Here is a 23,628-nt window from a genome sequence, read left to right as displayed (position 1 = left end):
CCAGGGTCTAAAACTCGACCAACGCAAAATCTTCCTTACCCACATCACACAGCGGGCAACGCCAATCCGCCGGCACGTCCGCCCAGCGAGTGCCAGCGGCGATGCCCTCCGTGGGCACGCCCGCCGCTTCGTCGTAGATCCAGCCGCAGATCACACATACCCACTGCTTGAACTCGTCGACCGAGGACGCCTCGTTTGCAGCGGCGGACACAGACAGATCCGCGGACAGCGCTTCGCGTGCGCCTTGTGCATCAACGAGGCTCACGACCAGCGGCGCTGCGGTCCCCGCGCTGTTCGCGGCCAACTGCGTCTGCAGTGTTTGAAGAAGCGCCTGCGCTTCGGCCAGCGTCAGATCGATCCAGTACGGATCGCCCGCACCATCGTTGAGTCGTTCGGGAGCAAACTGAATTTCTAACGCCACGCCCTTTTTATACATGACAAACAGTATCCTGGCGGCCGACGAGCATCGCCAACCTGAGTTCGATTGTATGAAGCAGGCTCCGGCATAACATGCAGCTAGCGATGTCATCGCCACAGAGCCTATCCACGCGCTTGCCGCGAAGAAACCACAGCGCGCGGAGCAAGCCACAATTATCCGCTCGTCTGGGTGGCGCATTAGCTACGTCGCAGAGATGCACTGTTTCCTGTGAGTCGCTAAAGCTCATAAAGCCGGCTATCTCGCCGTGCGTGCGCGACGCAAATACCGCTCGTCGACGGCTAGCGACTACCCGCCAATTTTTCGCAAAGCCCTTGCCTGATGCCGAACATCAAGCGCATGCTTACGAAGCGTTTTGTCGAGCATTCTTCAGGAGTAAGCGATCATGAGCTTGAGCCCAGGCGAGCAGGCCGTGCACGCAGCCATTGAGGCGTTCTATGAGGCCTTCGAGAAAAAAAGCGTTGCCTTGTTGCGCGCGGTTGTCACCCCGGACTGGGAATATCTCCCGGAGCCGCGCGGGGCGGCGCCAGGGCCCGACCAGATGACCCCACTCTTCCAGGATCTCGCGACGGCGCTTCCTGATATGAAAATCACCCTTCTCGACGTGCTGGTGCATGAAGACCGCGTGGGCGTTCGGGCGGAAATCAATGGCACTCAATCCGGCGAGCTGCTGGGCATTGCTGCAAGTTCCAAACGCATCAAATTCGCGATTCACTCATTCCACCAGATGCGCGGAAGTTTCGTGGCAAAAACATGGCACCTTGAAGACTGGCTTTCCGTGTTCCGGCAATTGGGTGAATTGCCCAAAAGTCTTGGGCAGAACTGAATAACCTGATTGCAAGCGAATGCCCTTTTGCCTAATCCGCAAACCGGTCCGTTGCGGCAATCAAGGCCTGCAAAATGCCGGGTTCGTTATAGGCGTGTCCGGCGTCGGCAACAATCTGCAGGCTCGCCTTCGGCCACGCCTTGGATAGATCCCATGCCGTGCGCGCCGGCGTGGCCACGTCGTACCGGCCTTGCACGATGACGCCGGGAATCTCCGCAAGACGATTGGCATCCCGAAGCAATTGCCCTTCCTCGACGAAGCCGTCATTGACGAAGTAGTGGTTTTCGATCCGCGCGAAGGCGAGCGCGTACTCGTCGTCGCCGAAATGCTGCTCCAGTTCAGGGCTCGGTAGCAAGGTGATCGTGCGCCCCTCCCACAAGCTCCACGCGCGTGCGGCTTGCCGTTTCACCGCTTCATCATCGCCGGTCAGGCGACGGCGATAGGCCGCCATCAGGTCACCGCGCTCCTCGACGGGAATCGGCGCGAGGAAGCCCTCCCACAGATCCGGAAACAGCCACGACGCGCCCTCCTGGTAGTACCACAGCAATTCGGCACGGCGCATCGTGAAGATGCCCCGCACGATCAACGCAGTGACCCGTTTTGGATGCGTTTCCGAATAAGCGAGGCCGAGCGCGCTACCCCACGAACCGCCGAACACCAGCCATTGATCGACGCCCACCATCTCGCGTAACCGCTCGATGTCCGCGACGAGATCCCACGTTGTGTTGTTGTCCAGACTGGCGTGCGGTTTGGAGCGGTTACACCCGCGCTGATCGAACAGCAGCACGTTGTAGCGCGCCGGGTCGAACAGGCGCCGGTGCTCCGTGCTGCAACCGCCACCGGGCCCGCCGTGGAGAAAGACCGCAGGCTTGCCGTTGGGATTGCCGCACAACTCCCAGTAGACCTGGTGTCCGTCGCCGGTATCGAGAAATCCGTGCTGATAGGGTTCGATTGATGGGTACATGAGTGATTGGATTCCGAGGGGTGAGTGCCGGATGGTTCATCGTCAAGATACATGCCGCGCTGGGCGTGCGCAATGGTGGGCGGCATGCTGGGCTATGTCGCCCCATCGATCGGACGCAGCCGTTGCCCGTCCATACCATCGTCCACCTGCCAACCCGCCGCTTTCAACTTCTCGCGCAGGCGGTCGGCCTCACCCCACGCCCTATCCACGCGAGCCTTGTCACGCTGCTGAGCCAGCGCGGCGACATGCTCCGGAATCTCGAATGCCTGCGCCTGCCAATCGGCGAGCCGCAAGCCAAGCACGGGCTCGAAGGCATCGATCGTCGCCCGTCGCGTCGCCGCCGGCAGATCGCTTCGCACGACCTCCCAGACAATGGCCAGTGCACGCGGCACGTTCAGATCCTGATTGACCTCGGCACGAAAACGCGCGACAAACCCTGCGTCCGCCCCGCCGCCCGCAGGCCAGCTTGCATACGCTTTGCGCAGCCTGTCCAACGCGGCTTGCGCAGCATCGAGCGCCTCGCAATTGAAACGCAGTTTGCTGCGGTAATGTGCGCTCAGGCAAAGATAGCGATAGGCAAGCGGGTCGGTCCCACGTTCAGTCAGACTCCGCAGCCGCAGAAAGTCACCATTCGATTTCGCCATCTTGCCGGCGTCGTGCATCAGAAAGTGACCGTGCATCCAGAAGTTGGCAAGCCGTGTGCCGTGGCACGCCTGCGTCTGCGCAATTTCATTGCTGTGATGCACGGCGATGTGATCTTCGCCGCCGCAATGAATGTCGAACCACGGACTCAGATACCTGGCTGACATCGCCGAGCACTCGATATGCCAACCAGGAAAGCCACGTCCCCACGGACTGTCCCACTCCATTTGCCGCGTCGAACCGGCGGGACTGAATTTCCACACGGCAAAATCGGTCGCACGCCGCTTCTCGCCCAGCGCCACTCTTTTGCCGGGCTGCAAGCCCGCGTGATCGAGACGCGCCAGATAGCCGTAGTCGTCCTGTCGGCTGGTGTCGAAGTAGACGCCGTCGTTCGTCCGGTACGTATAGCCGTTGCGCTCCAGCTCGGCGATAAAGGCGATCTGCTCCGCGATATGGTCCGTCGCGCGGCACCACAGAGTCGGTTCGAGCAGATTGAGCGCTTGCCAGTCGCTCATGAAGGCGCGGGTATAGCGTTCGGCAATCTCCCACGCCGATGCGCCCGTGCGCCGGCTGCCCTTTTCCATCTTGTCTTCGCCCTCGTCGGCATCCGAGACGAGATGGCCGACGTCGGTGATATTGACGACGTGCCGCACCGCGTAGCCGTTCAGTTCGAGCACGCGCCGCAGCACGTCTTCGAACACATAGGTCCGCAGATTGCCGATATGCGCGTGGTCGTACACCGTCGGTCCGCAGCAGTACAGACCCACGTGACTGGCTTGCAAAGCAGCGAACGGGCGCACAGCGCGCGACCAGGTGTCGTACAGGGCGAGAGACATCGGAATTTCCGTGGAGTGAGCGTTGAATGCGTTGAGAAGCGCAAAAAACAAAAAGGCCACCTGTTTTTCAACGGGTGGCCTTCGGGGACTTGCTCGGACGTGACCTAACGCGAAGCGCTAGACGCAAGCTCCCTCTGGCAGGCTTTGACAGCATGCGTGGGTGAAGCGGACGAGAGAGCGGGCGGTGAAGTTCATGAGACGATGCTAACGTGCGTCGATGTTCTGGTCAATCGGGTTGGCTGGTAGGACGTGTAACGCCGGCCACTACGCGACCCGGGCAACGCGACCGCAGACGCAAACGCGAACCAAACCTCGTTACGTTGTCGCTTCAGCAGGCCCAATCCGCACGCCCTTGAAGTGACCCGCGGACGGCGCCGCACCGCGCTCGCGCAACAACGCGCGCAGTTCGTTGATGACCGGGAACACCTCGTGATTCCAGTCCGCCCCTTGCCGGTCGTGCGCTTCCTGCTCACGTTCGACGATCCAGCGGTCTTCCTTGAAAATGCGCTCGGTAAACCAGACCAGCAGCGGCCACGCCATATCCAGCAGAACGGGGATGCCCGGCTTCCGGATAGACAGCAGCCCGAAGGTACGATTGGTGCGCTGCTCGGCATCGACCGGCACATAAACGATCCACAGGTTCATCACCAGGGTCGAGTCCGAGGTGCGGATCTGCAGCGTCTGATACGGATATTGCGTGCGGATCGTCATCACGTCCTTATCCGCGCCTTGCGTACCTTTGCGGCTCTGGCCGAACACCAGCGCCTCGCCGATCGGCTGCTCGCCCGCCATGCGCGCAAACGTGTAGTCCACTTCGACCCAGTCGTCACCGCGCCGGCGTCCCAGCGAACGCGCCCGCATCTGGCCCATCTGCTTGCGGTGCAGGAACTGATGGTTCATGTCCATCAGGTTTTCGTGCATGAACGAATAATGGCACTTCACTTCGCGGCCGAAGCGGCGCGTCTTGTAGGCCTTATCGCCCAACGAGGCAAGCGGCGGCAACGGCTGCGCCTCGGCGAGCGCGGGATTGCCGGGGAACACGAAGATCAGCCCCTGCTCCTCGCGGCACGGATACGACCGCACGCCGTTGGGCAAACGCTCGCGGCCCAGATACGGAATATCGACGCAGCGGCCCGAGCAATCGTAGGTCCAGCCGTGGTAGCAGCAGCGGATCGTTTCACCCTCCACCACCCCGCCGTGCAGCGGCACCTGGCGGTGCGCGCAACGGTCTTCCAGCGCGAACGCCTTGCCTGACTCGGTACGCACCAGCACGATCGGCTCGCCGGCGAACGTTACGCCGTGCGCCTTGCCGCGCTTGACCTCGCGCGACCATGCCAGTGGATACCAATAGTCGGGATGAATGGGGACGCGGCGCAGATCGCGTACCGGCGCGCCGCTGAGCGCCTCCGTGGATATGTCATCGGCTGCTTCGGCCGGTGCCTCGGTAGGCGCATCGATGGTGGTGCTGTCCAGCGAAGGAACTACATGCATGGGCGACGCCTCCTGGTAGACTGAAACTTGAGTGGGCCCGTAACTTGCACGGGAAAACCTACATAGGAAGTCAGTCTACTAGAAGGTGCGCAATCCATGTTTTGACAGTAACAATACAAAGGGTTTACCGCCCCTCTTCAACCCTCGTCGTGCGCCACCAGCCCCGAGCGGCGCTGCGCGCCCCACACGCGGCCGCCACGCAAGAAGTGCAGCCAGCCCATCAGGGCGCCGGTATGACGCAGCAACTGGAACGTGAACGGCTCGGCGATCGCCGCCAACATGGCCATCCACAGGCTCGAACCGACCCGTTGACCCGTCCAGCGGCGGTACAGATGAATGCACCACAGGTAGTAGGCCAGATCGATGGCCGTCTTGGCGCCGATAACCCCGAAAATCGACAGCACCAGCGTCCCATGCCCGCCAAACAGAAAGGCGAGCAGCAGCGCAAACGCGGTCAGGCCGTAGATCGGCTGCATCGTGTCGACCGCCTTGACGGGCAACATCAGCATGCCGAGCGTGCCATAACGCGGATTGCCGGTCATGTCGCGATTCCAGTATTGCGTCTGCAAAAACCCCGCAAACCAGCGGCGCCGTTGCCGCAGGAAACTGCCGAGCGTGCCGGGCGCATCGGTTCGTCCCTGCGCATCGCCCACGACGCGCACATCCCAGCCGAGCCCATGATCGACCGAATAGCGGCGTAGCCGATGGATCAGCTCGTAATCTTCCACCAGACACTGCGGGTCGAAGCCGCCCACTTCGACGAGCGCCGCGCGCTTGAACGAGGCAAACGCGCCGGAGATGAGCAGCAGGCTGTCGGCTCGCATCCACGCAAAGCGGGCAACGAAGTTGCGCATGTATTCATACGTCTGGAACCACTGGAACAGACGTCCCGACACGCTCTTGCCGCAGACCGGTACCAGGATGCCCGCCGCCGCCACCAGTTTCGGCTCATCCGCGAAGGCTACGCGCATTGCGTAGGTGGCGCCGTCGTCGAGCAGCGTGTCCGCGTCGACCGTCATCACGGTCTCCGTGGTCATCTCCGTGATGGCCGCATTGAGTGCACGCGCCTTGCCGCCGTGCGGCACGCGCAGCCAGTACAGGTTCGGGTGAAGCGAACTGGGCGCACTCAGTTGGCCGTCCGGCGCCGCCTTCAGGCCGAAGCGTCCGGTCAGCAATGCGCTGGTTTCATCGGTCGAGCCGTCGTCCGCAATCACAATTTGCGCGGGACCGTGCGTTTGCCGTAGCAGCGCGGCGAGCGTGACCGGCAACACGGACGCTTCGTTGTGCGAGGCGACGATCACGCCCATGGACGGCAAGTCACGCCGGTCCGATGCCGGATCGAGCGGCTTCAGCGGCCGCATGAGCGGCAACGTCTTGAGCGTGACGAAAGCGAGCAGCAAAGTATCGTAGACCACGTACGCAATCCCGGTCGACCACGCCACCACGCCCTGCAGGAAAAACGCGCGCGCAAACAGCAGCAACCACAGCGCGACGACGCCCAGATGGATCAACGTGCTCAACAGCGTGGTGGGGCGCGGCACGATTCGGGGCGATGCGAGCGCCAAAGCTTGTTCCAGAGTTCTCTTCAAAATAGCTGCAAAATCCGTCAATACTGGGTTGATGGTGGAACCTGCCGGGCGGCGAATCCGCGGACGCAAGCAGCGAGTAAAACAGTCGGCGCAAAATCGCGGCCAAGCGCGGACCTTAGGGAATCATGCGCTTTAATACGGATTTGCGATCGATCCACTCGTGTTTCAGTGCGCCGCCCACGTGCATCGCCAGCAATGCATAGAGCGCGTAACCGAGCCACGTATGCAATGCGCCGAAGCGGTCGTGCAAGGACTCCTTCAAAACCGGATCGAGGTTCATCACGTAGCCAATACGCGGCCATGGGACGAGGCCGAACAGATGCATCGGATGCGTTGCGGCACCTTTCCAGGCCGAGTCGTGCAACCAGCCGGACAGCGGCAGGGCGATCATCAGCAGATACAGCAGGAAATGTGCAACGTGCGCCGCGATTCGCTCCCACGAGGGAAACGCCGCCGGCAGCGGCGGCGGCCGATGCGAGGCGCGCCAGAGGATGCGCAGCAGCACGAGACCGAGCACGGTAATGCCGATCGACTTGTGCGTGTCGATCACGGGACGCACCCAGTCGTCGGGCAGCGAATCGGCGCTCAATCCCAGCGCCACATTGCAGAGGATAAGGATCGCGATGATCCAGTGCAGCACCATGGCTGTGCGCGTGTAGCGCGTTGCCGGGTGCACGCTGGTCGTGTCGGTAAGGGGAGAGTTGGCCTGAGTGCTCATCGGTAATTCCGTCCGAAAGGGTGCGCTAATGCGAAAGCTGCCTGAAATCAAACCGGCGAAATGAAGTGGATAACCATCGGCGTTTGCATACACGACGATTGCGTGCAACACGACCGCGACTATTCATACAAACGCTGCGCCGCGCAGATTTATTCCCAGTCCAGCGCGCGAAATCATGTCCGCCTGTTACCGCGACAGATCGCCGCATTGCGCACTCCGCCCGGCAATGGGCCTTGCTTGCGTTGCGCACGTTACGAACGTTGCCGCCACGCTGCGCGAAACGCTGCCAAAACCATAATCTTCCTATGAAACGGCCGCACGCGTCGGCCAGTCGCTCAACGCGCCCGTTACGGGTTGTCACCGCCCGCTCGAAAACTCACACGCGCAAGATGCCGGACATGTGTTGGTTGCGTAGTTTCATCGCGGGCTGCGTGGCATAATCGGCGCCAGTCATTGGCTCCTTTCGTGCTCGACGCGCAGCATGCTTCGTCTCCGCCTCCAGAAAATCGGCAGTTTGTTGGGATTGCTTGCAATCCTGATGAGCACGCTCGCGCCGACCATCTCACAGGCGCTCGCAGCACACGACCGGTTAGGCAACGCGCTCGCCACCTACTGCTCCGCAGACCCGGCCGACAGTCCGCTCGCGCACGACAGCAAGTCATCCCACTCCTCCGCGTTCCACTGGCAAGCCTGCGCGTATTGCGGCACGCTCGCTCACGCGCCAGTGCTGCCGGGCACGGCTAGCGTATTTGCCGCCGAGCTATCGGTCACCCGCGCGCCGGTTGCGCTCACGCGCGTCACCGCCTACGTCCCTCTCTTTTATAGCGCGGCGCAGCCGCGCGCACCTCCCGTTCCCGTCTGAGTCGATCTTTGCACGAACCGTATCCGCGCTGCGCGAGCAGCCGCGGAATGTCGCCGCACACTCGCTGGTGCGCGGTGAATGACCAGGACGATCGGAGAAGAATCAGATCATGCGTACGTTTTTTAAACGACACGCGGCGCCCACACGCGCCGCCTTCATGGCGGCCGCCGGCGCGGCGTGTCTCGCCGGTTCGCCGGCTGCCTCGGCCCATGCGGTGGTGGGCGACCGCGTCTTCCCTGCCACGATGACGGTCGACGACCCCGGCGTCTCCGATGAATTCGACACCCAGTTCGGCCACATCAAGACCCCGGACGACAATGGCATCAACATGAACGTGAATACCGTCTCGTACGAGTGGGACAAGACGATCACGCAGAATTTCCAGTTCAGCGTTGCCAGCCAGTACGTCAGCCAGAACGATCCGAACGGCGGCTCAGCCAAGGGTTGGGACAATGTGACGGTGGGCGTGAAATACCTGCTCTACGCGAACGCGCAGCATGAGTTCATGGCGTCGGTCGGGCTCGAGACGGAAATTGGCGGCACGGGCGCCAGGTCGATTGCAAACTCGTATTCGACCTTTTCGCCCACGGTCTATTTCGGTAAAGGCTTCGGCGACCTGCCCGCGTCGCTCGACTACCTGAAGCCGTTCGCAGTCACCGCCGAGATCGGGCCGAACCTGACCACCGCGTCATCAGCGCTGGGACCCAACTCGTTCGGCTGGGGCACGACGCTGCAATACAGCATCCCGTACCTGCAAGATCACGTGAAGGACTTGGGACTTCCGCAACCGCTCGGCGGCGCGTATCTGGTAGTCGAAGCGCCGATGGCCACGTGCACGGCGGGCGCCTGTGCGGGGCAAACCACCGGGACCCTCAATCCCGGCGTGCTGTGGCTCAACCGCTGGGGGCAGTTCGGCGTCGAAGCACAGATTCCCGTGAATCATCTGTCCGGCAACCATGTCGGGGTCCTGTTCGACGCCCACCTGTTCCTCGACGACATCCTGCCGCGCTCCATCGGCAAACCTCTTTTCTGATCCAGGATACCGCTCTCATGAAACTCCACACCACCGCACGCGCAAGCGTTGCCGCACTGCTGATTGCAGGGTGCCAGCTGGCGCACGCACACGCCTTCCCGACGCATCAGGCGCCATCCGCCGGCGCCACCGCGACCACTTCGCAAAAGGACGTCGCGATCGATTTCGATGATGCACTGGAGCCGGCCTTCAGCTCGATCGCCGTCACCGATGCGCAGGGCAAATCCGTGACCAGCGGCAAAGCCGTGGTCGATCCGTCGAATACCAAGCACATGTCGGTGGCGCTCAACCCGCTGACACCCGGCGACTACTCGGTCGCATGGGTCGCCGTGGCGGACGACGGACACCGTACGCAAGGCCACTACACCTTCAAGGTGAAGTAACGGTGGATCCGCTCGTCGTCGTACAGATCGTCGTCGCTGCCACGCAAGACGTGCTGTTCGCGGTGGCGGCCGGCGCGCTCGTCTGCAGTGCGATGCTCGGCCGGTCATCGCAGCGTTGCCCGGCTGCTGCCGCTGCGCTCGGCCGCTCGCGACTCGGCGCGCTTGGCATGCTGGTGGCTGCCTGCGGCCTGTACCTGTGGCTGCAAGCGGCTGTCATGAGCGGGGCGCCGTTCGGCGAGGCGGGTCCTGCCGTCAGTGCGGTGTTGACGCAATCGCACTTCGGGATTGCGTGGACCGTCGGTTTCGCTGGCGCGCTGCTGGCTTGCTTCGCTGGCGCACAGTCGGGCCGCACGGCGTGGTGGCTGGCGTCGGTGGGCATGGTCGTCTATGTGGCGGGCAAGGCTGCCGCCAGTCACGCTGCCGATACGGGCGATTTCACGCTACGTGAAGCGGTGCACGTCCTGCATCTGGCGGCGACGGCATTGTGGGCCGGCAGCGTCATGGTCGCGGCACCGCTGCTGTGGCGATGGAATGCTGCGTTGTCCAAAGTGATAACGGGGGAGGCCCTCGGGCTGACCGCCGCCAATCCGGCAGACCGCGCGGCGTTTTGTACCCGGTTGTCGCATCTGGCGACCATCGCGCTCGCCGTGGTGATCGTGACCGGCATCTATAACGCCACGCAGGATACGGCCCACCTCACCACGCCTTTGCTCAATGTGCTGTACGGACATGTGCTGACGCTCAAGCTGGTATGCGTCGCGCTGGCGGTACTGCTAGGCGGCTACAACCGCATGATCTATCTGCCTCGCCTGCAACACACGGCTGCGGCGGACGGTCCGGCGTATCGCGCTGCACAGCGCAGCTTCGACCGGCTTCTGATACTCGAAGCCTTTACGATGGTCGCCGTCCTCGCCGTGGCCGGCATACTGGGCCACACTTCGCCTTCGGGCGGTCAGATGTGAGCGTGATGGCGGCATGAGAACGCCGGCATCCGCTCGACGCCTCTTGACAACGCACGCCCGCCTGGTCGTCCTGGCGCATGGCGACCCGCCCTCCGCGTTCAACGTCGCGCGATCAGCGCGATCGATTCCACGTGCTCGTCGAGCCAGCCGTCCGCCGCGTGCGGCTCCAGCAACTGTCGCGCGCGTTCCAGCAGTTCATCGAGTTGGGAACCGAGGCGCTCGCGCGAGAGGCTCGACATCGACAACGCTCGCGCCATGAGCGAGTCCAGCGTCACGCGCCGCCTCTCGATGATCGACACACGCTCCAGCGCAGCAAACGCCGACTTCAGCAACACGCTCTCGTGGCTCTCCCAACTATCCGACTTGCGTTGCTCGCGCGCTGGATCCGTTTGCGCGTACTCATCGAGCAGCGCGCGGTAGGGCGCTTGCCACGGGGTCGCTGCGTCGTCGGGTTGCGAGGTGGCAAACAGCACCACCGCGCCCGAGGGGACGATCAATTGAGCCAGTCGTGCGAGCGTGTCGGGCCGGTCCATCCAGTGAAAGGCACGGCCTACCACGGCAAGCTGGAAAGCGCCCCAATCCGGCGACAGATCGTACGAGCTGCCTAGCCGGTATTCGATATTCGGCGCAATGCCCAGCCCAAGCTCAGCCGCGATGCGCAGCATGGCCGGCTCGGGATCGAGCGCGACGCCACTACTCACCCATGATGAAAACGCCAGCGAAAGTTGCCCCGGTCCGCAGCCGAGGTCGAGCAGCCGCTGCGTGCCGTCGAGCTTGCATACCTCGGCCACGCGCCGGATCAGGCGCGGCGAATAAGCCGGGCGGCCGCCCAGGTAGTGAGCGGCATTGTTCTTGAAGCGATCGGGCACAAAGGGGATGGGCGTGGTCATGGACGGATCCGTTGAAGTCGCGCCAATGCAACAGGACATGCGGCGGCGCGCGGGTCACAAAGTATGACGCGGTGCTGCATTGGCTGTCGAGACGCGGGCGCGGCCGGACCGCGCCCGTTCAATGCCGCTTTTCGAAGCGGTAATGCCCGACGCCCCACTCGTTGCCGTTCGCATAGCCGAAAAGTTCGGCAACGGCCATATAGAACATGCGCCAGCGCTGCAGCCAGATCCCCGCATCGTGTGAGCCGTAGGTGTCGACGAGCATCGGCATCACGCGATCTTTGACGGCGTCGAGCGCGGCCAGCCACTGGTTCGCTGTGCGCTCGTAATGGGTGCCGCTGACCCACCACTGTCGCTCCATACGCAGATCGTCCTGGAAGTGGAGCAGCAGATCGTTCGAAGGCATCGTGCCGCCGGTGAAAAAGTACTTCGACATCCAGTCGCTGCCGTCCTTCACCTGGAAGTGATACGCCAGGGTGCGGTGCGCGAAGATATGCACGAACAGCTTCGCGTCGTCGCGCATCCAGCGCGCAATCCTGGCGAGCAGGAGTCCATAGTTTTTCATATGCTCGAACATCTCGATCGACACCACCCTGTCGAAGCCGCCCGCGAGTTGGTCGCCGGAGAATTCGAAATCGACGATATTGCCGGTGACAACCTCGAGGTTCGTCAGACCGCGCCCGGCCGCCTCGCCTTCGATAAATGCACGTTGGCCGTGCGAGTTCGATAGCGCGACGATCTGCGAATTCGGATAACGTGCTGCGAGCCACAGCGACAACGAACCCCAGCCGCAACCGAGATCGAGCACACGCTGACCGTCTGCCAGTTCGGCGCGAAGCGCATACAGTTCGAGCATCGCTGTTTCAGCTTGCGTGAGCGTCTCGTTGCCTTCCGGATAGAGACAGCATGAATACTTCAGATGCGCTCCGAGATGCAGATGAAAGAACGATGCGGGGACTTCGTAGTGCTGCGTGTTGGCGGCTTGGGTTTCAATCGCGATTGGACTCGCGCGTAACTCGTCGAGCAGACGATTGAGCCGTTGCGCACGCAACTCGCCATCGCCGATGCCCTCGTCTCGCAGGCGCTGAGCCATGAGTCGACGCATGCCGAACCGGATCAGCGCGTCCGGTAGCCAGCCGCGCTCACAGCAGCGGATCAGCCAGCCGTCATCGGAGTTGGCGGAAGCAAAAGCGGAAGCGGATGCAGGTGCGGCTGCGTTCCGGTCAAGCGTCGAGAGGCTCATGAAACGGGCTCCTTGTCTGTCGCAGCGCCGGCTTGACCGGCATCGCAGGGGTCTAGTCGTGACATCGTCGAATGGATCCGGCAGCTAGTCGCCTGTCGAGCGGCGCGGCGGCCAGGGAATCAGGGCGTTCGTGGTGCGTATATATTCGGCGTAGCCGGCGCGGTTTTTCGCCAGGCTGGCTTCAAGCAACGGGATGCCCGAGAGCTTGAGCAACAACCACGCCATCAGCACGGGCGGCAGAAACGTCAGCCAGATCCACGGCGAGCCGATCGACAGCACGAGGTACGACACCCAGTGCACGCATTCGAAAAAGTAGTTCGGGTGCCGCGAGTAGCGCCACAAGCCCACACGGCAAACCTTGCCGTGGTTCGACGGATCGTCCCTGAAACGGCGCAACTGACGATCCGCGAGCCCTTCGCCCGTCACCGAGACGATCCAGACCGCTACCGCCAGCAGGATCCAGATCGCGGCCGGCTCGCTCGAGCGATAGGCCGGCACCAGAAAAGCGGCCGAAAGCAGCAGCGAAATCACCACTTGCAGCTGGAAAAACCAGAACATCCGGCGCGGCGCGGCATCGCCCCACTCCTCGCGAAAACGCCGGTAACGGGCATCTTCCGGCTGGCCGAAATTGCGCCGCCACAGATGCGTCCCTAGGCGCGCGCCCCAGATCAGCCCGCCGAGTGCGGCGAGCGCACGAGCGGAAGGATCGCCCGTGCCAAGCACCGCATAGAGCACCGCGACAGCGCCGAGCGAATACGCCCAGACCGGATCGACCATGCCCGCGTTTTCCGAGCGGAGCTGCCATGCCCAGACGGCGGAAAACACGAGGATCAGCCCAATCAGGGCAATCACGGCGGCAGCGACAGGCGGCATGGCATCCTCGGGGAGGGGCGATGCAGGTTTATACGCACGCAAATGGGCAATGGATGCGATCCACGGGGCAGCAAGGCAGCGGGCGGCCCGCGAGGCAGCGTGCCGCCCGGCGCTAGTTCTTGTCTCCCGGCGACGCAAAGCCCGGCATGCCGATCTGTTCGGGCCGCTGCGGCACCCGTTTGAAGCGCGAGGTGTCGTAGCCCAACGCGTCGAGTTTCGCCAGCATGGCGTGATACGTGTCGTCGCTCATATCGGGGTCACGCGAGAAAATCCAGCCGAGGGTCTTGCCCGGATAGCCGAGGATCGTGTAACGGTAGTCCGGATCCACATACAGCGTGAGTTGGGTGAAGCGGACCGGCCAGAACACCTGCACGCTCCACTGTCCGCCCCCGCTGCCGGGCACCGGTGTATCGAGGAACTGATAGTGCTTCAACGGCGCGTTGAAACTGCCTTTGTGAGCGAAATACGAGTCCTCGATCTTCCCATCCGGGCGCAATTTCCATTCCGCGTAGCTGTTGACGAAGTCCCGTTCGGCAAAGTACGGAATGTTGGCGATGATGTACCAACGTCCCATGTAACGCGGCAAATCGACCGGCACGCTCTGAAGCGGCACACTGGCGCGCGGATTGGGATTGGGTGGCTCGGCGGAACAGGCGTTCAGCATCGACAGCAGGAAAACGGCGGCAGCAACACAAGCAAAGCGGCGCATGGTGGCCTCGGACGTCGTGACGATATGTCTTATTACGCTCAGGACACGCAGGCGGATGCACCCGCCTGCTAACGCCGTCACGGTCCACCGAACGGATTGCTACACTGTGTGTGAATCCAGCACTCTTCATCGCGCCGCCGCCCACCGCAAACTGCGCGCAGTACGAGATCTCTCACCATGTCAGCCCGTCTCAACGCCCCCTTTACTGCGCTGCTCGCCGCGGCGCTTTTCGGTGCAACCACACCGCTAGCGAAGGCCTTACTCGGCACACTGTCCCCTTTCATGGTGGCGGGGTTGTTTTATCTCGGCAGCGGGATCGGTCTTGCCGTCACCATCCTCGTGCGCCGGATCGCACGTAGCACGCGCGAGCAGGCCAACGCAGGACACATTCCGCTGCGCGAAGTCCCATGGCTGCTCGGCGCAATCGTCACCGGCGGCGTTGCCGGTCCCGCGTTGTTGATGCTCGGCCTGAACTCGACGCCAGCCGCCACCAGTTCGCTGCTCTTGAACCTCGAAGGTGTTTTCACTGCGTTGATTGCATGGCTCGTCTTCCGTGAGAACGTCGATATCCAGGTGTTTCTCGGCATGGTCGCGATTGTCGCGGGCGGGGTGGCGTTATCGTGGCATCCCGGCGCTGGGGGCTGGCCGCTCGGCGCCATGCTGGTCGCCGCAGCATGCGGGTGCTGGGCGATCGACAACAATCTCACGCGCAAGGTCTCAACCCACGACGCGATGGTGATCGCCTGTCTGAAAGGACTGGTTGCCGGCTCGGTGAACTTTGCGATCGCGTTGCTGCTAGGCGCGCGATTGCCGCATATCGCCACCATGGCGGCGGCCATGCTGACCGGCTTCGCAGGCTATGGGGTCAGCCTCGTGCTGTTCGTGGTCGCGCTGCGCAATCTCGGCACGGCACGCACCGGCGCGTATTTTTCGGTGGCGCCGCTGTTCGGCGTCACGCTCTCGCTGATCCTGTGGCCCGAAATGCCCCCGCTCCTGTTCTGGGTCGCGGCAGCGCTCATGGCGCTCGGTATCTGGCTGCATATCCGCGAACGCCACGATCATCCGCATACGCATCGCGCGCTGGAACACAATCATCGGCACCGTCACGATGAACATCACCAGCACGAGCATGATTTCGAGTGGGACGGTCAAGAACCTCATTCGCATCCGCACCACCATCTTCCGATCACGCATTCGCACGCGCATTTCCCAGATATTCATCATCTTCACTCGCACTGAACGGCAGCATCGCGGCTTGCGATCGGTCCCTTTCGCGATTGCAAGCCAGATCGTGTAGCAGGCTGTTACGTCATAGAGCGATTCAATTGGCAGGATCGCCGGGCACGTCCTGTAATGGAACTCCTGTTGTTTGCAATTTGCCCCTCGCCAAACCCGGAGAACCACATGGCTCAGCCTCAGACCAACGTTGACGAAGTTGTACAGGCCATTGCCGCGGAAACCAATACGCCCGCGGAAACGGTCTCGAAGATCTACGCCGATACTTTGGCCGACTACAAGACTGACGCACGCGTGTTCGATTACATGCCGCTACTGGTTGCCAAGAAAGTGCGCGACCGGCTACGGCATTCCGCAAACAGGAAGAACTAGCGCTGCGGCATATCGCGTCCAGGCGCGCTACGCGTTGCTCCGTGAAGTTCGACACCAACAGGTTCTAGTCCCGATGCGTGGCCCCATATTTTCGTGGCCGCGTGGAGCTAACAATGGCGCCATAAATTTCTTAAGCTGACGGGGTGGTCGTGCTACTCGCCACGACACGCCAACAAGGAGCCCCGCACGTGACGCAATCTTTTCGCATTCGGCCCGTAGCCACCGACGACTTCCCCGCCTGGTTGCCGCTATGGGACGCGTATAACGCTTTCTACGGACGCTCCGGCGAAACCGCGCTGTCACGCGACATCACGCTCCTAACGTGGAGGCGGTTTTTCGATGGTTATGAGCCGATGCATGCGATGGTTGCGGAGCGCGACGGCCAACTGCTCGGTATCGTGCACTTTCTCTATCATCGGCACACGACAATGGCCGGCCCGATCTGTTATTTGCAGGATCTCTATACGCTGGAGACCGAGCGCGGCAAAGGCGTAGGACGTGCGCTGATCGAAGCGGTCTATGAACGGGCGAAGACCGATGGCTCGAGCCGTGTGTATTGGCAAACCCACGAGACCAATCAGACGGCGATGAAGCTCTATGACGGCGTCGCCGACCGATCGGGGTTTGTGGTTTATCGTAAGGCGTTGTAAAAGCCCGCGCCGCCGACTTACAACATCTCCGTTTTCGGACAATTTCGATATCCGATATATTTTGTCCTGCTCAGATTGCCGTTTGTTCTTCCGCTACGCGCTTCGATGCGATGCGTGAAGCCGGCCGAAATCTGAGGAGACCAAAAGTGGATAGACTTGTTGGAAAGGGCGATCGCACAACGACGGGCGGATACGTGTGTGGCGCATCGTCGATGTTCTTGGACAACGACAGGCCCATGTCGCGCAAGGGCGACATCGCAACCTGCGGCACATGCGAAGGTATGTTCCCGATATTCGGCACGTGCTCGACATGGCTGGACGAAGGCCGACCCATGGTAAAGGACCGCGATCCCGTGCTATGCCCATGCGGGAAAAATCGGGTTCTGGCCGTTTCGAGCACGACCTCGTTTTGTGGAAACGGTACTGACAAGGCCGACACCCAGTCCCCTCGCGCTGCGCCCTCTCAATCTTCCTTGATATACACGTTCAATGAACAGGTCCTCGCGTCCGTGCCGGGCGCGTCATGCGAAGGTTATCCGTATCTGATTGAAACCGATGATGGACAATTTTCTTCGGGGCGGCTGGATGGAAATCAACGGTTGCCTCGGGTCCACACCGAAGGTCCCGAAAACTTCGTCATCTATTGGGGTGACGAAGCTCTCGACAGACAGGACACAGCCCGGGAATGCCGAACAAATCAACGGTAGTCCGAACGAATTCAATACCAAACTCCGTCCGTGTCGTGCAGCTGAAAGTGACATTCGACGAATTATGGTCTGCATATCCAGACGAAGAGGATCCTTTCGTCGACCCCAAGACTGGAAAAAGCCCCATACCCTGATAATCAATGTGCGATTCGCATGAGTATCATGCTGCACAATCTCGGCGTCGAAATGAAATCGTTCCGAGGGGAAGAGCAGATTCGAATTGATGGAAAGCGAACCGCCCTCCGCGCTCGCGAGATGGCAGACTGGCTAAAGTTGCGTCCATTCGCTGGACTGCCTTCACCCGAAGACGTCACAGGGCGAAACTGGCAAGCGCGGATCAAGGAACGCACCGGAATCGTGTACTTCGCCGGGTACTGGGCCCGCGATACTGACAGTCAAGGACAGACAACCGGCGATCACATCGATCTGTGGAACAAGGACACACTGAGTTCACCAGGGCTCGAAGGTCGGGTCACCTCGTTTTTTCGGCTTCGCATGGGATTGTCGCGGGCATGGTATTCCGATCTCGCGAAATCCAAGGAAATCCTCTTTTGGGAAATCAAGTGAGGCGCGCGGCGTGGTCTGTGGGATGTATCGTCATAGGGACTCTGGTCTCCTGGCGATCAGCCTTGTTCGCTAGCCGCTTCACAGAGAGCCACCCTTGGCCACCCGCTCATGACCACTGGCGCAGGTGCTGGGATATTGAACACTGCAGCGTTTCGTGGCCCGGCTATGCAGCGATCGTTCTATTCATTTTCGCACCCGTCGTGACTTGGGCCCTCGTGGACTTTGCACAAGCCCGAACGCTCACCGTATCTCGTGCTTTCGTGACTGGGTCAGTCCTGACTCTGGGAACAGTCCTCTTTTATCTGTGCTTTTACGGTGCCGTTTGGCCATAGCGACAGAGGTCCAAACATCCGCCGGGTTGTGAAAACCAAATAAAAATGGGCGCACCCACCGTGCGCCCTTCCCCTGCACGTACGTGCTAGCTGACTCGACCTCCCTAAGCCTCCAACTGCTCCAGCACTTTCCCCTTCGTCTCGATCCCGAGAAAGTGCACGGTCAAAGCAGCGAGGAACGGGACGGCGGCGAGAATATAAAACGCGATGTTGAGATGCCCGCCCACCATCGTCTTTGAGACGATGGCAGGAGCGAAGATCGCCGCCACCTTCAACCACGCGCCACCCACGCCGCACCCAAACGCTCGAATGCTGGTCGGGTACAACTCCGGGGTGTACACATAAGCCGTGATGAAGCCGCATGCGAGGAAACCGAGCGCAAACGCGCAGCACGCGGCAACGACATACACCGACGAGTTATGCAACACACCCGCCAGCACCAGCGACACGGCACACAATACAAACGACAGGTTGATAATCGGCTTGCGTCCCACCTTGTCGACCAGCAGCGCACACGTCAACGATCCAAGTACGCCCAGCACTGACGCCGCCACCGCCAGATTCAACGCCAGTTGCAACGGTGCGTGATACACCGTGCGATAAATCGTCGGCAACCACGTGGAAAGACCATATTGGATAAATCCGCACGTTATCCACAACATCGCCACGGCCAGCGTGCGTTTCAGATAAGCGGGACCAAACAGATCGCCGATGCGGCGCTTCGGATGCCGGTTCGCCATGGCATCGAATTCCGCGGCATGCTCGACCGGCGGCAACGGGCCCTTGGCCGCGCGTTCGAATGCCGCCACGGCTGTGTCCGCGTCGGCCATGCGCTCGCGCTCCGCCAGCCAGCGCGGCGATTCCGGCACCAGTTTGCGCAACACGAAGAACAGGATCAACGGCATGCCGCCGATGAAATACATGGCCTGCCAGCCAAAGCGCGGCACGATCCACGCGCCCAGCGCATTCGACGCGAGCAGCCCCACCGGAAACACGATTTCGTATAGCAGCACGAAACGTCCACGGCCATGCGCCCGGCTGATTTCGTTGATGTAAGTCGCGGCGACCGGTAGCTCACCGCCGAGACCCAAGCCCTGGATGATCCGTAGTACAACGAACACCGCGAACGATGGCGCAAAGCCGCAGGCAATACTCGTCACACCGATGATCCCCGAGCTCAGCGCGATCGCCCGCACCCGGCCTTTCCGTTCTGCATAGCAGGGGAACACGAACGCGCCGACCAGTTGCCCGATCGATCCCGACGCAATCAGAAAGCCGATTTCCCACGGCGTGAGTGCCCATTTCTGGATCAGGATCGGCAGCGTGGCGGCGATGGCGATGACATCGAAGCCATCGAAAAACGTTGCCAGCCCGATCAGGACACGCGCGCGAATCTGCATTGCGTTGGCCGGCAAACGTTCCAGACGCGCAATGATCGAGCCCCGGGTCACAGGGCCTGAGACACCGGCGCCGCTGCGGTCCCCCATGGTGTTGTCGATGGTTCTCATGCCGTTATCGCCGTCCGAAAAGAGTTACGCGAGCGCCGTGCTGGCGTCAGTCAGAGTTGCAAGGTCGATCGTGCGGCCCTGGTTCATCCATTTGCGCGCGAGTTTCAGATCGCGCGGTGTGTTGATTGCAATCGCCCCGCGAATCGCGCTGTCTTCCACATAGAAAAGCGTCGCGCGCCTGGCCTGCAGATCGCCGCGCACGGCGAGTTGAGCGTCGTTGGGGATGTCGCCGAGTATCTGCAGGTTCACGTCGTACTGATCGGACCAGAACCACGGAATATCCGCATACGCTTCGAAAACGCCGAGCAACGCTTTCGCCGCGGAGATGGCCTGGTTCTGCGCGTTTGCCCACGACTCGAGCCGCACACGGCGCTTCAACCACGCGCTCGGATGATTCGCCACGTCGCCGCAAGCGAAAATTCGCGGGTCCGAAGTCGCGCCGAAATGGTCGACGACGATGCCGTCCGCCACGGCGAGACCCGCGGTTTCAGCGAGCGCCGTATGCGGCGTAAGGCCGATCCCGGCGACCGCGAAGTCCGCATCGAGTGTCGTGCCGTCGGCCAGCGTGGCGCGCACGCGATGCGCGTCGTGCGGATGATCGTCCAGCGAAACAAGGCCCGAATTCAGCCGCACCTCGACGCCGTTGGCGCGATGCAGTTCGACCAGAAAATCCGAAATCACCGGCGGCACCGAACGTGCGCATAAACGCGGCGCACCTTCCACCACGGTTGCGGCGACGCCCAGCTTGCGTGCTGTTGCCGCCACTTCGAGCCCGATCCAGCCGCCGCCGATCACCAGCACACCCTGGCTCGCCCGCAGCCGCTCGCCGAGCGCGACGGCTTCATCGAGCGTGCGCAGATAGGCAATGTTCGCGGTCTTCACCAACGCGGCCGGCAAGCGACGCGCCGCGCCACCTGTGGCGATCACGAGCCGGTCGTACTGCACTTCGCGACCGGAATGCGTCCGCACCACGCGTTGCTCGCGGTCAATCGAACTGGCGGTGTCTGGTTGCCATGCCTCGATATCGAGCGCGGCGAAGTCGTCCGGTTTGACGAGGCGCACGGTGTCGATGTTCGCCTCTCCCGCCAGCACCGCTTTCGAGAGCGGCGGGCGTTCATACGGCAAATGGATCTCATCGGCGATCATCACTAGGCGGCCGTCGAAGCCCTCCTTGCGCAGCGTCTTCACGACCCAGCCTGCCGCCTGGCCACCGCCGATCACGACGATCGTACGCGGTGCTTCCAGTCCAGCGTGCGCCGCCTGTGCGTGTTGAGTAGCAGCATCAGTCATGTTTGCGCTCCGTCATGAACTTGCCTTCCGGCGCCTTGGCGTTTTTCTGCCGGCGCGTGTTGCCGTCGATACCGCCGTCGATCGCCCATTCGGCGAACACCGTCGGGCCCGGTTCGAAATCGCGCGGCTGCCACTCGGGCGTGAGCTGGTCTTCATCCGCGTAGTACTCGATCAATGCGCCGGCCGGGTTCTGGAAATACCAGAAGTAAGCCGACGACACGGGATGGCGGCCCGGCCCGAGTTGCGTGTCCCAACCGCAGCGGCTGATATGCATGCCACCGCCGAACACTTCGTGAATATCGCGCACCGTGAAGGCGACGTGATTCAGGCCACGCTTGCCGTTGGGCAGCGCCAGCAGGAACAGGTCGTGGTGACCGCCGTGCGGCGCGCAGCGCAAGAACGCGCCACGGTCCGGATAACGGTCGGACACTTCGAAGCCCAGCCGTTCCCGATAGAATTTTTCCGTTTCCGCGAGGTTGTTCGTGAAGAACACCACGTGCCCCACTTCCACGGGCTCCGCGCGCTCATAGATCGGCGAGGGCTGATTGACGCGTAACGTCTGACCCCACACATTCGACGGCGAACCGTGCGTTTCCAGCTCGCGCTTACGGGTCACTTCTACACGAATTGCCATGCCGTTCGGGTCGATGCAACCCACCGCGTCGTCGTGTTCGAAGTGTCCCGGCTGACCCGCGAAGCGGCCGCGCAGGGCATCCAGTTCAACGCGTGTCGCCACACCCCACGTCACTTCCCGCAACGTCGGACTTTCTTCGAACGCAGGCGGCAGCGACGGATCGTTCGCGTCGACGACCAGAACCGTGCAACCGTTCAGCGATTCAAAGCGCGCGCGGGTTTCGTCGTGTGCGGTCTCTTTCAAACCCCAGTCGGCGAAAAAGCGCCGACTGGTTTCGAGATCCGTTACACCGTAGGTAATCTGTTCAATGCCAAGAATCGTCATGTCGTGCCTCTTACTTAGTTCGCCCGCGGCGCATTGGCCCATGCCAAAGGCGCGTCGTTCAAGCCCCAGTAGAGGCTCTTCTGCTGCATGTATTCGCGGATGCCAAGACGGCCTTTCTCGCGCCCCAGACCGCTGTCTTTCCAGCCGCTGAACGGCGTGGAGATCGAGAACAGCTTGTAGGTATTGATCCACACGGTGCCCGCTTCGAGCGCGCGCGCGACGCGCCATGCGCGCTTGTAGTCGCGCGTCCAGATGCCCGCGGCGAGACCGAACACGCTGTCGTTGGCTTCCTTGAGCAACGAGGCTTCGTCGTCGAACGGCATGGCGACCAGCACCGGTCCGAAAATTTCTTCCTGGCAAATGCGTGCGCTATTCGCGAGGCCCTCGAGAATGGTCGGCTGATAGAAATTGCCTGCTTCACGTCCGTCGCCTACGGGACGTTCACCGCCACACAACAAACGACCGCCTTCCTCCAGACCCAAAGCAACATACCGCTCCACCGATTCGCGATGTGCCGGCGTAATCAGCGGACCCATTTGCGTTTCAGCGCGCGAGGGATCGCCGACCCGCAGCTTGCGCGCACCTTCGGCCAGACGCTGCATGAACGCGTCGTAGATGGGACGCTGCACGAACAGGCGCGAGCCCGCGATACACGCTTCGCCCGACGAACTGAAAATGCCGTACAGCACGCCGTTGACTGCATGCTCGATATCGGCGTCATCGAACACGATGGTCGGCGACTTGCCGCCCAGTTCCAGCGAGACCGGCATCAGCTTGTCCGCGGCAATGCGCGCGATGCCGCGGCCCACTTCGGTACCGCCGGTGAACGACACTTTCTTCACGAGCGGATGGCGCACCAGCACGTCGCCGATCACCGAGCCTTTGCCCGGCAGCACACTGAGCACGCCTTTCGGCACGCCGGCTTCTTCGCAGATGCGCGCAAGTGCGAGCGACACCAGCGGCGTCACTTCGGCGGGCTTCAAAACCACCGCGTTGCCGCCGGCAAGCGCAGGGGCAAGTTTTTGCGCGTCCGAGGCGATGGGCGAATTCCACGGCGTAATCGCCGCGATCACGCCAATCGGCTCATGCACGCTCATCGTCATATAGTCGCCGCGCGAAGGCGTGAGTTCGTCGTCCAGCGTTTCGAGGCAAGCACCAAAATAGCGGAAGGTGTTGGCAGCGCTCGCCACCAGCACGCGCGTTTCGTTGATGGGCTTGCCGTTGTCGCGCCGTTGCAGTTGCGCAAGCGCTTCGTGCTTCGCCATGATCAGGTCGGCGATGCGGTACAGAACCAGCGCGCGCTGATGCGGCTTCAGGCCTGCCCAGTCCGGTTTGCGCCATGCTGCGTCAGCCGCTTCGACTGCCTCGCGAGCATCATCGGCGTTGGCCGTGGAGATTTCCATATTGACCGACTGATCCGCCGGATACAGGCTTGTGAACGGGTTGCCACGCCCTTGCCGCCATTCGCCGCCGATGAAAACATCGCCGGTGGGCACAAGGCTGGTATCGAAGTGAGTCATGTCGGTCATCCGCTCGGTTACGTCAATTCAA

Annotated in this window: 24 protein-coding genes; 10 read left to right on the top strand and 14 right to left on the bottom strand. The window is 62.0% G+C overall.

The features are described 5' to 3' along the window. Positions 1-7 precede the first annotated feature (7 nt). Entirely contained in the window at positions 8-436 is a 429-nt protein-coding gene (locus tag P3T43_RS04755) for a rubredoxin (RefSeq protein ID WP_429279885.1), read from the bottom strand. A gap of 385 nt (positions 437-821) precedes the next feature. Between P3T43_RS04755 and P3T43_RS04750 the strand changes: the two genes are divergently transcribed. Then, complete coding sequence (locus P3T43_RS04750; RefSeq protein WP_429279884.1) at positions 822-1,262, top strand: ester cyclase; 441 nt, start codon at positions 822-824, stop codon at positions 1,260-1,262. Between the two features lie 31 nt (positions 1,263-1,293). Here the strand turns inward: P3T43_RS04750 and pip are convergent, their stop codons facing one another. From pip to P3T43_RS04725, 5 genes are all read right to left on the bottom strand, one after another. Beyond that, a complete protein-coding gene (gene pip, locus P3T43_RS04745; RefSeq protein ID WP_429279883.1) occupies positions 1,294-2,226 on the bottom strand; it encodes a prolyl aminopeptidase in 933 nt (310 codons plus the stop codon). A 92-nt stretch (positions 2,227-2,318) separates the two neighbouring features. After that, entirely contained in the window at positions 2,319-3,704 is a 1,386-nt protein-coding gene (gene cysS / locus P3T43_RS04740) for a cysteine--tRNA ligase (protein ID WP_429279882.1), read from the bottom strand. Positions 3,705-4,019: 315 nt separating this feature from the next. After that, complete coding sequence (locus P3T43_RS04735) at positions 4,020-5,195, bottom strand: Rieske 2Fe-2S domain-containing protein (RefSeq protein ID WP_429279881.1); 1,176 nt, start codon at positions 5,193-5,195, stop codon at positions 4,020-4,022. A gap of 137 nt (positions 5,196-5,332) precedes the next feature. Further along, positions 5,333-6,784: a glycosyltransferase family 2 protein gene (locus P3T43_RS04730; RefSeq protein ID WP_429279880.1), complete on the bottom strand. Its 1,452-nt coding sequence runs from the start codon at positions 6,782-6,784 to the stop codon at positions 5,333-5,335. 115 nt (positions 6,785-6,899) lie between these two features. Next, positions 6,900-7,502: a cytochrome b gene (locus P3T43_RS04725; RefSeq protein WP_429279879.1), complete on the bottom strand. Its 603-nt coding sequence runs from the start codon at positions 7,500-7,502 to the stop codon at positions 6,900-6,902. A 481-nt stretch (positions 7,503-7,983) separates the two neighbouring features. On the opposite strand from P3T43_RS04725, the gene P3T43_RS04720 reads away from it, so the two are divergent. The 4 genes from P3T43_RS04720 (at position 7,984) to P3T43_RS04705 (ending at position 10,742) form a co-directional block, all read left to right on the top strand. Further along, a complete protein-coding gene (locus P3T43_RS04720; protein ID WP_429279878.1) occupies positions 7,984-8,364 on the top strand; it encodes a DUF2946 domain-containing protein in 381 nt (126 codons plus the stop codon). 109 nt (positions 8,365-8,473) lie between these two features. Continuing rightward, positions 8,474-9,397 (top strand): hypothetical protein, encoded by a 924-nt coding sequence (locus P3T43_RS04715; RefSeq protein WP_429279877.1) that lies wholly within the window; start codon positions 8,474-8,476, stop codon positions 9,395-9,397. Between the two features lie 17 nt (positions 9,398-9,414). Continuing rightward, positions 9,415-9,780, top strand: coding sequence for a copper resistance CopC family protein (locus P3T43_RS04710; RefSeq protein WP_429279876.1), 366 nt, complete (start codon positions 9,415-9,417; stop codon positions 9,778-9,780). A gap of 2 nt (positions 9,781-9,782) precedes the next feature. Further along, on the top strand, positions 9,783-10,742 hold the full coding sequence (locus P3T43_RS04705; RefSeq protein WP_429279875.1) for a CopD family protein: 960 nt from the start codon (positions 9,783-9,785) through the stop codon (positions 10,740-10,742). A gap of 98 nt (positions 10,743-10,840) precedes the next feature. Here P3T43_RS04705 and P3T43_RS04700 read toward each other — a convergent pair whose 3' ends face one another. The 4 genes from P3T43_RS04700 to P3T43_RS04685 all read right to left on the bottom strand — a co-directional run bounded on the left by P3T43_RS04700 (position 10,841) and on the right by P3T43_RS04685 (position 14,457). Continuing rightward, positions 10,841-11,632, bottom strand: a complete 792-nt coding sequence (locus P3T43_RS04700; protein ID WP_429279874.1) for a class I SAM-dependent methyltransferase — start codon at positions 11,630-11,632, stop codon at positions 10,841-10,843. A gap of 118 nt (positions 11,633-11,750) precedes the next feature. Beyond that, positions 11,751-12,875, bottom strand: a complete 1,125-nt coding sequence (locus P3T43_RS04695) for an SAM-dependent methyltransferase (protein ID WP_429279873.1) — start codon at positions 12,873-12,875, stop codon at positions 11,751-11,753. Positions 12,876-12,959: 84 nt separating this feature from the next. Further along, positions 12,960-13,748 (bottom strand): DUF1295 domain-containing protein, encoded by a 789-nt coding sequence (locus P3T43_RS04690; RefSeq protein ID WP_429279872.1) that lies wholly within the window; start codon positions 13,746-13,748, stop codon positions 12,960-12,962. Between the two features lie 112 nt (positions 13,749-13,860). Continuing rightward, positions 13,861-14,457, bottom strand: coding sequence for a lipocalin family protein (locus P3T43_RS04685; RefSeq protein WP_429279871.1), 597 nt, complete (start codon positions 14,455-14,457; stop codon positions 13,861-13,863). A gap of 177 nt (positions 14,458-14,634) precedes the next feature. Here P3T43_RS04685 and P3T43_RS04680 point away from each other — a divergent pair, with 177 nt between their 5' ends. The 5 genes from P3T43_RS04680 to P3T43_RS04660 all read left to right on the top strand — a co-directional run bounded on the left by P3T43_RS04680 (position 14,635) and on the right by P3T43_RS04660 (position 17,989). After that, a complete protein-coding gene (locus tag P3T43_RS04680) occupies positions 14,635-15,696 on the top strand; it encodes a DMT family transporter (protein WP_429279870.1) in 1,062 nt (353 codons plus the stop codon). 165 nt (positions 15,697-15,861) lie between these two features. Further along, positions 15,862-16,065 carry a DUF3562 domain-containing protein gene (locus P3T43_RS04675; protein ID WP_429279869.1) on the top strand — a complete coding sequence of 68 codons (204 nt, stop codon included), beginning with the start codon at positions 15,862-15,864 and terminating at the stop codon, positions 16,063-16,065. A 188-nt stretch (positions 16,066-16,253) separates the two neighbouring features. Next, positions 16,254-16,715, top strand: a complete 462-nt coding sequence (locus P3T43_RS04670) for an N-acetyltransferase family protein (RefSeq protein ID WP_429279868.1) — start codon at positions 16,254-16,256, stop codon at positions 16,713-16,715. A gap of 110 nt (positions 16,716-16,825) precedes the next feature. Next, on the top strand, positions 16,826-17,422 hold the full coding sequence (locus P3T43_RS04665; RefSeq protein WP_429279867.1) for a PAAR domain-containing protein: 597 nt from the start codon (positions 16,826-16,828) through the stop codon (positions 17,420-17,422). 162 nt (positions 17,423-17,584) lie between these two features. Further along, complete coding sequence (locus tag P3T43_RS04660) at positions 17,585-17,989, top strand: T6SS effector amidase Tae4 family protein (protein ID WP_429279866.1); 405 nt, start codon at positions 17,585-17,587, stop codon at positions 17,987-17,989. A 436-nt stretch (positions 17,990-18,425) separates the two neighbouring features. On the opposite strand, the gene P3T43_RS04655 is transcribed toward P3T43_RS04660, so the two are convergent. Genes P3T43_RS04655 through P3T43_RS04640 form a run of 4 tightly spaced genes read right to left on the bottom strand, consistent with a single transcriptional unit; the run spans position 18,426 to position 23,597 of the window. Then, positions 18,426-19,829: an MFS transporter gene (locus P3T43_RS04655; protein ID WP_429279865.1), complete on the bottom strand. Its 1,404-nt coding sequence runs from the start codon at positions 19,827-19,829 to the stop codon at positions 18,426-18,428. 24 nt (positions 19,830-19,853) lie between these two features. Further along, positions 19,854-21,119, bottom strand: a complete 1,266-nt coding sequence (locus P3T43_RS04650) for an NAD(P)/FAD-dependent oxidoreductase (RefSeq protein ID WP_429279864.1) — start codon at positions 21,117-21,119, stop codon at positions 19,854-19,856. Further along, the gene (locus P3T43_RS04645) at positions 21,112-22,077 is read right to left on the bottom strand and encodes a VOC family protein (protein WP_429279863.1); all 966 of its coding nucleotides are present in this window, start codon (positions 22,075-22,077) and stop codon (positions 21,112-21,114) included. Before P3T43_RS04645 ends, P3T43_RS04650 begins: the two co-directional genes overlap by 8 nt. Positions 22,078-22,091: 14 nt before the next feature. Next, positions 22,092-23,597, bottom strand: coding sequence for an aldehyde dehydrogenase (locus P3T43_RS04640; protein ID WP_429279862.1), 1,506 nt, complete (start codon positions 23,595-23,597; stop codon positions 22,092-22,094). Positions 23,598-23,628 lie beyond the last annotated feature (31 nt).

This window comes from Paraburkholderia sp. GAS41 (assembly GCF_050436545.1).
Lineage (GTDB): Bacteria > Pseudomonadota > Gammaproteobacteria > Burkholderiales > Burkholderiaceae > Paraburkholderia.
The sequence above is the reverse complement of the archived record's forward strand: the minus strand, read 5'-3'. Positions and strand labels throughout refer to the sequence as shown.

Excerpts from the sequence above, each read along its gene's own strand:
- P3T43_RS04755 (WP_429279885.1), bottom strand. The coding sequence starts at position 436 with ATGTATAAAAAGGGCGTGGCGTTAGAAATTCAGTTTGCTCCCGAACGA.
- P3T43_RS04750 (WP_429279884.1), top strand. The coding sequence starts at position 822 with ATGAGCTTGAGCCCAGGCGAGCAGGCCGTGCACGCAGCCATTGAGGCG.
- pip (WP_429279883.1), bottom strand. The coding sequence starts at position 2,226 with ATGTACCCATCAATCGAACCCTATCAGCACGGATTTCTCGATACCGGC.
- cysS (WP_429279882.1), bottom strand. The coding sequence starts at position 3,704 with ATGTCTCTCGCCCTGTACGACACCTGGTCGCGCGCTGTGCGCCCGTTC.
- P3T43_RS04735 (WP_429279881.1), bottom strand. The coding sequence starts at position 5,195 with ATGCATGTAGTTCCTTCGCTGGACAGCACCACCATCGATGCGCCTACC.
- P3T43_RS04725 (WP_429279879.1), bottom strand. The coding sequence starts at position 7,502 with ATGAGCACTCAGGCCAACTCTCCCCTTACCGACACGACCAGCGTGCAC.
- P3T43_RS04720 (WP_429279878.1), top strand. The coding sequence starts at position 7,984 with ATGCTTCGTCTCCGCCTCCAGAAAATCGGCAGTTTGTTGGGATTGCTT.
- P3T43_RS04715 (WP_429279877.1), top strand. The coding sequence starts at position 8,474 with ATGCGTACGTTTTTTAAACGACACGCGGCGCCCACACGCGCCGCCTTC.
- P3T43_RS04710 (WP_429279876.1), top strand. The coding sequence starts at position 9,415 with ATGAAACTCCACACCACCGCACGCGCAAGCGTTGCCGCACTGCTGATT.
- P3T43_RS04700 (WP_429279874.1), bottom strand. The coding sequence starts at position 11,632 with ATGACCACGCCCATCCCCTTTGTGCCCGATCGCTTCAAGAACAATGCC.
- P3T43_RS04695 (WP_429279873.1), bottom strand. The coding sequence starts at position 12,875 with ATGAGCCTCTCGACGCTTGACCGGAACGCAGCCGCACCTGCATCCGCT.
- P3T43_RS04690 (WP_429279872.1), bottom strand. The coding sequence starts at position 13,748 with ATGCCGCCTGTCGCTGCCGCCGTGATTGCCCTGATTGGGCTGATCCTC.
- P3T43_RS04685 (WP_429279871.1), bottom strand. The coding sequence starts at position 14,457 with ATGCGCCGCTTTGCTTGTGTTGCTGCCGCCGTTTTCCTGCTGTCGATG.
- P3T43_RS04680 (WP_429279870.1), top strand. The coding sequence starts at position 14,635 with ATGTCAGCCCGTCTCAACGCCCCCTTTACTGCGCTGCTCGCCGCGGCG.
- P3T43_RS04675 (WP_429279869.1), top strand. The coding sequence starts at position 15,862 with ATGGCTCAGCCTCAGACCAACGTTGACGAAGTTGTACAGGCCATTGCC.
- P3T43_RS04665 (WP_429279867.1), top strand. The coding sequence starts at position 16,826 with ATGCGTGAAGCCGGCCGAAATCTGAGGAGACCAAAAGTGGATAGACTT.
- P3T43_RS04660 (WP_429279866.1), top strand. The coding sequence starts at position 17,585 with ATGCTGCACAATCTCGGCGTCGAAATGAAATCGTTCCGAGGGGAAGAG.
- P3T43_RS04655 (WP_429279865.1), bottom strand. The coding sequence starts at position 19,829 with ATGAGAACCATCGACAACACCATGGGGGACCGCAGCGGCGCCGGTGTC.
- P3T43_RS04650 (WP_429279864.1), bottom strand. The coding sequence starts at position 21,119 with ATGACTGATGCTGCTACTCAACACGCACAGGCGGCGCACGCTGGACTG.
- P3T43_RS04645 (WP_429279863.1), bottom strand. The coding sequence starts at position 22,077 with ATGACGATTCTTGGCATTGAACAGATTACCTACGGTGTAACGGATCTC.
- P3T43_RS04640 (WP_429279862.1), bottom strand. The coding sequence starts at position 23,597 with ATGACTCACTTCGATACCAGCCTTGTGCCCACCGGCGATGTTTTCATC.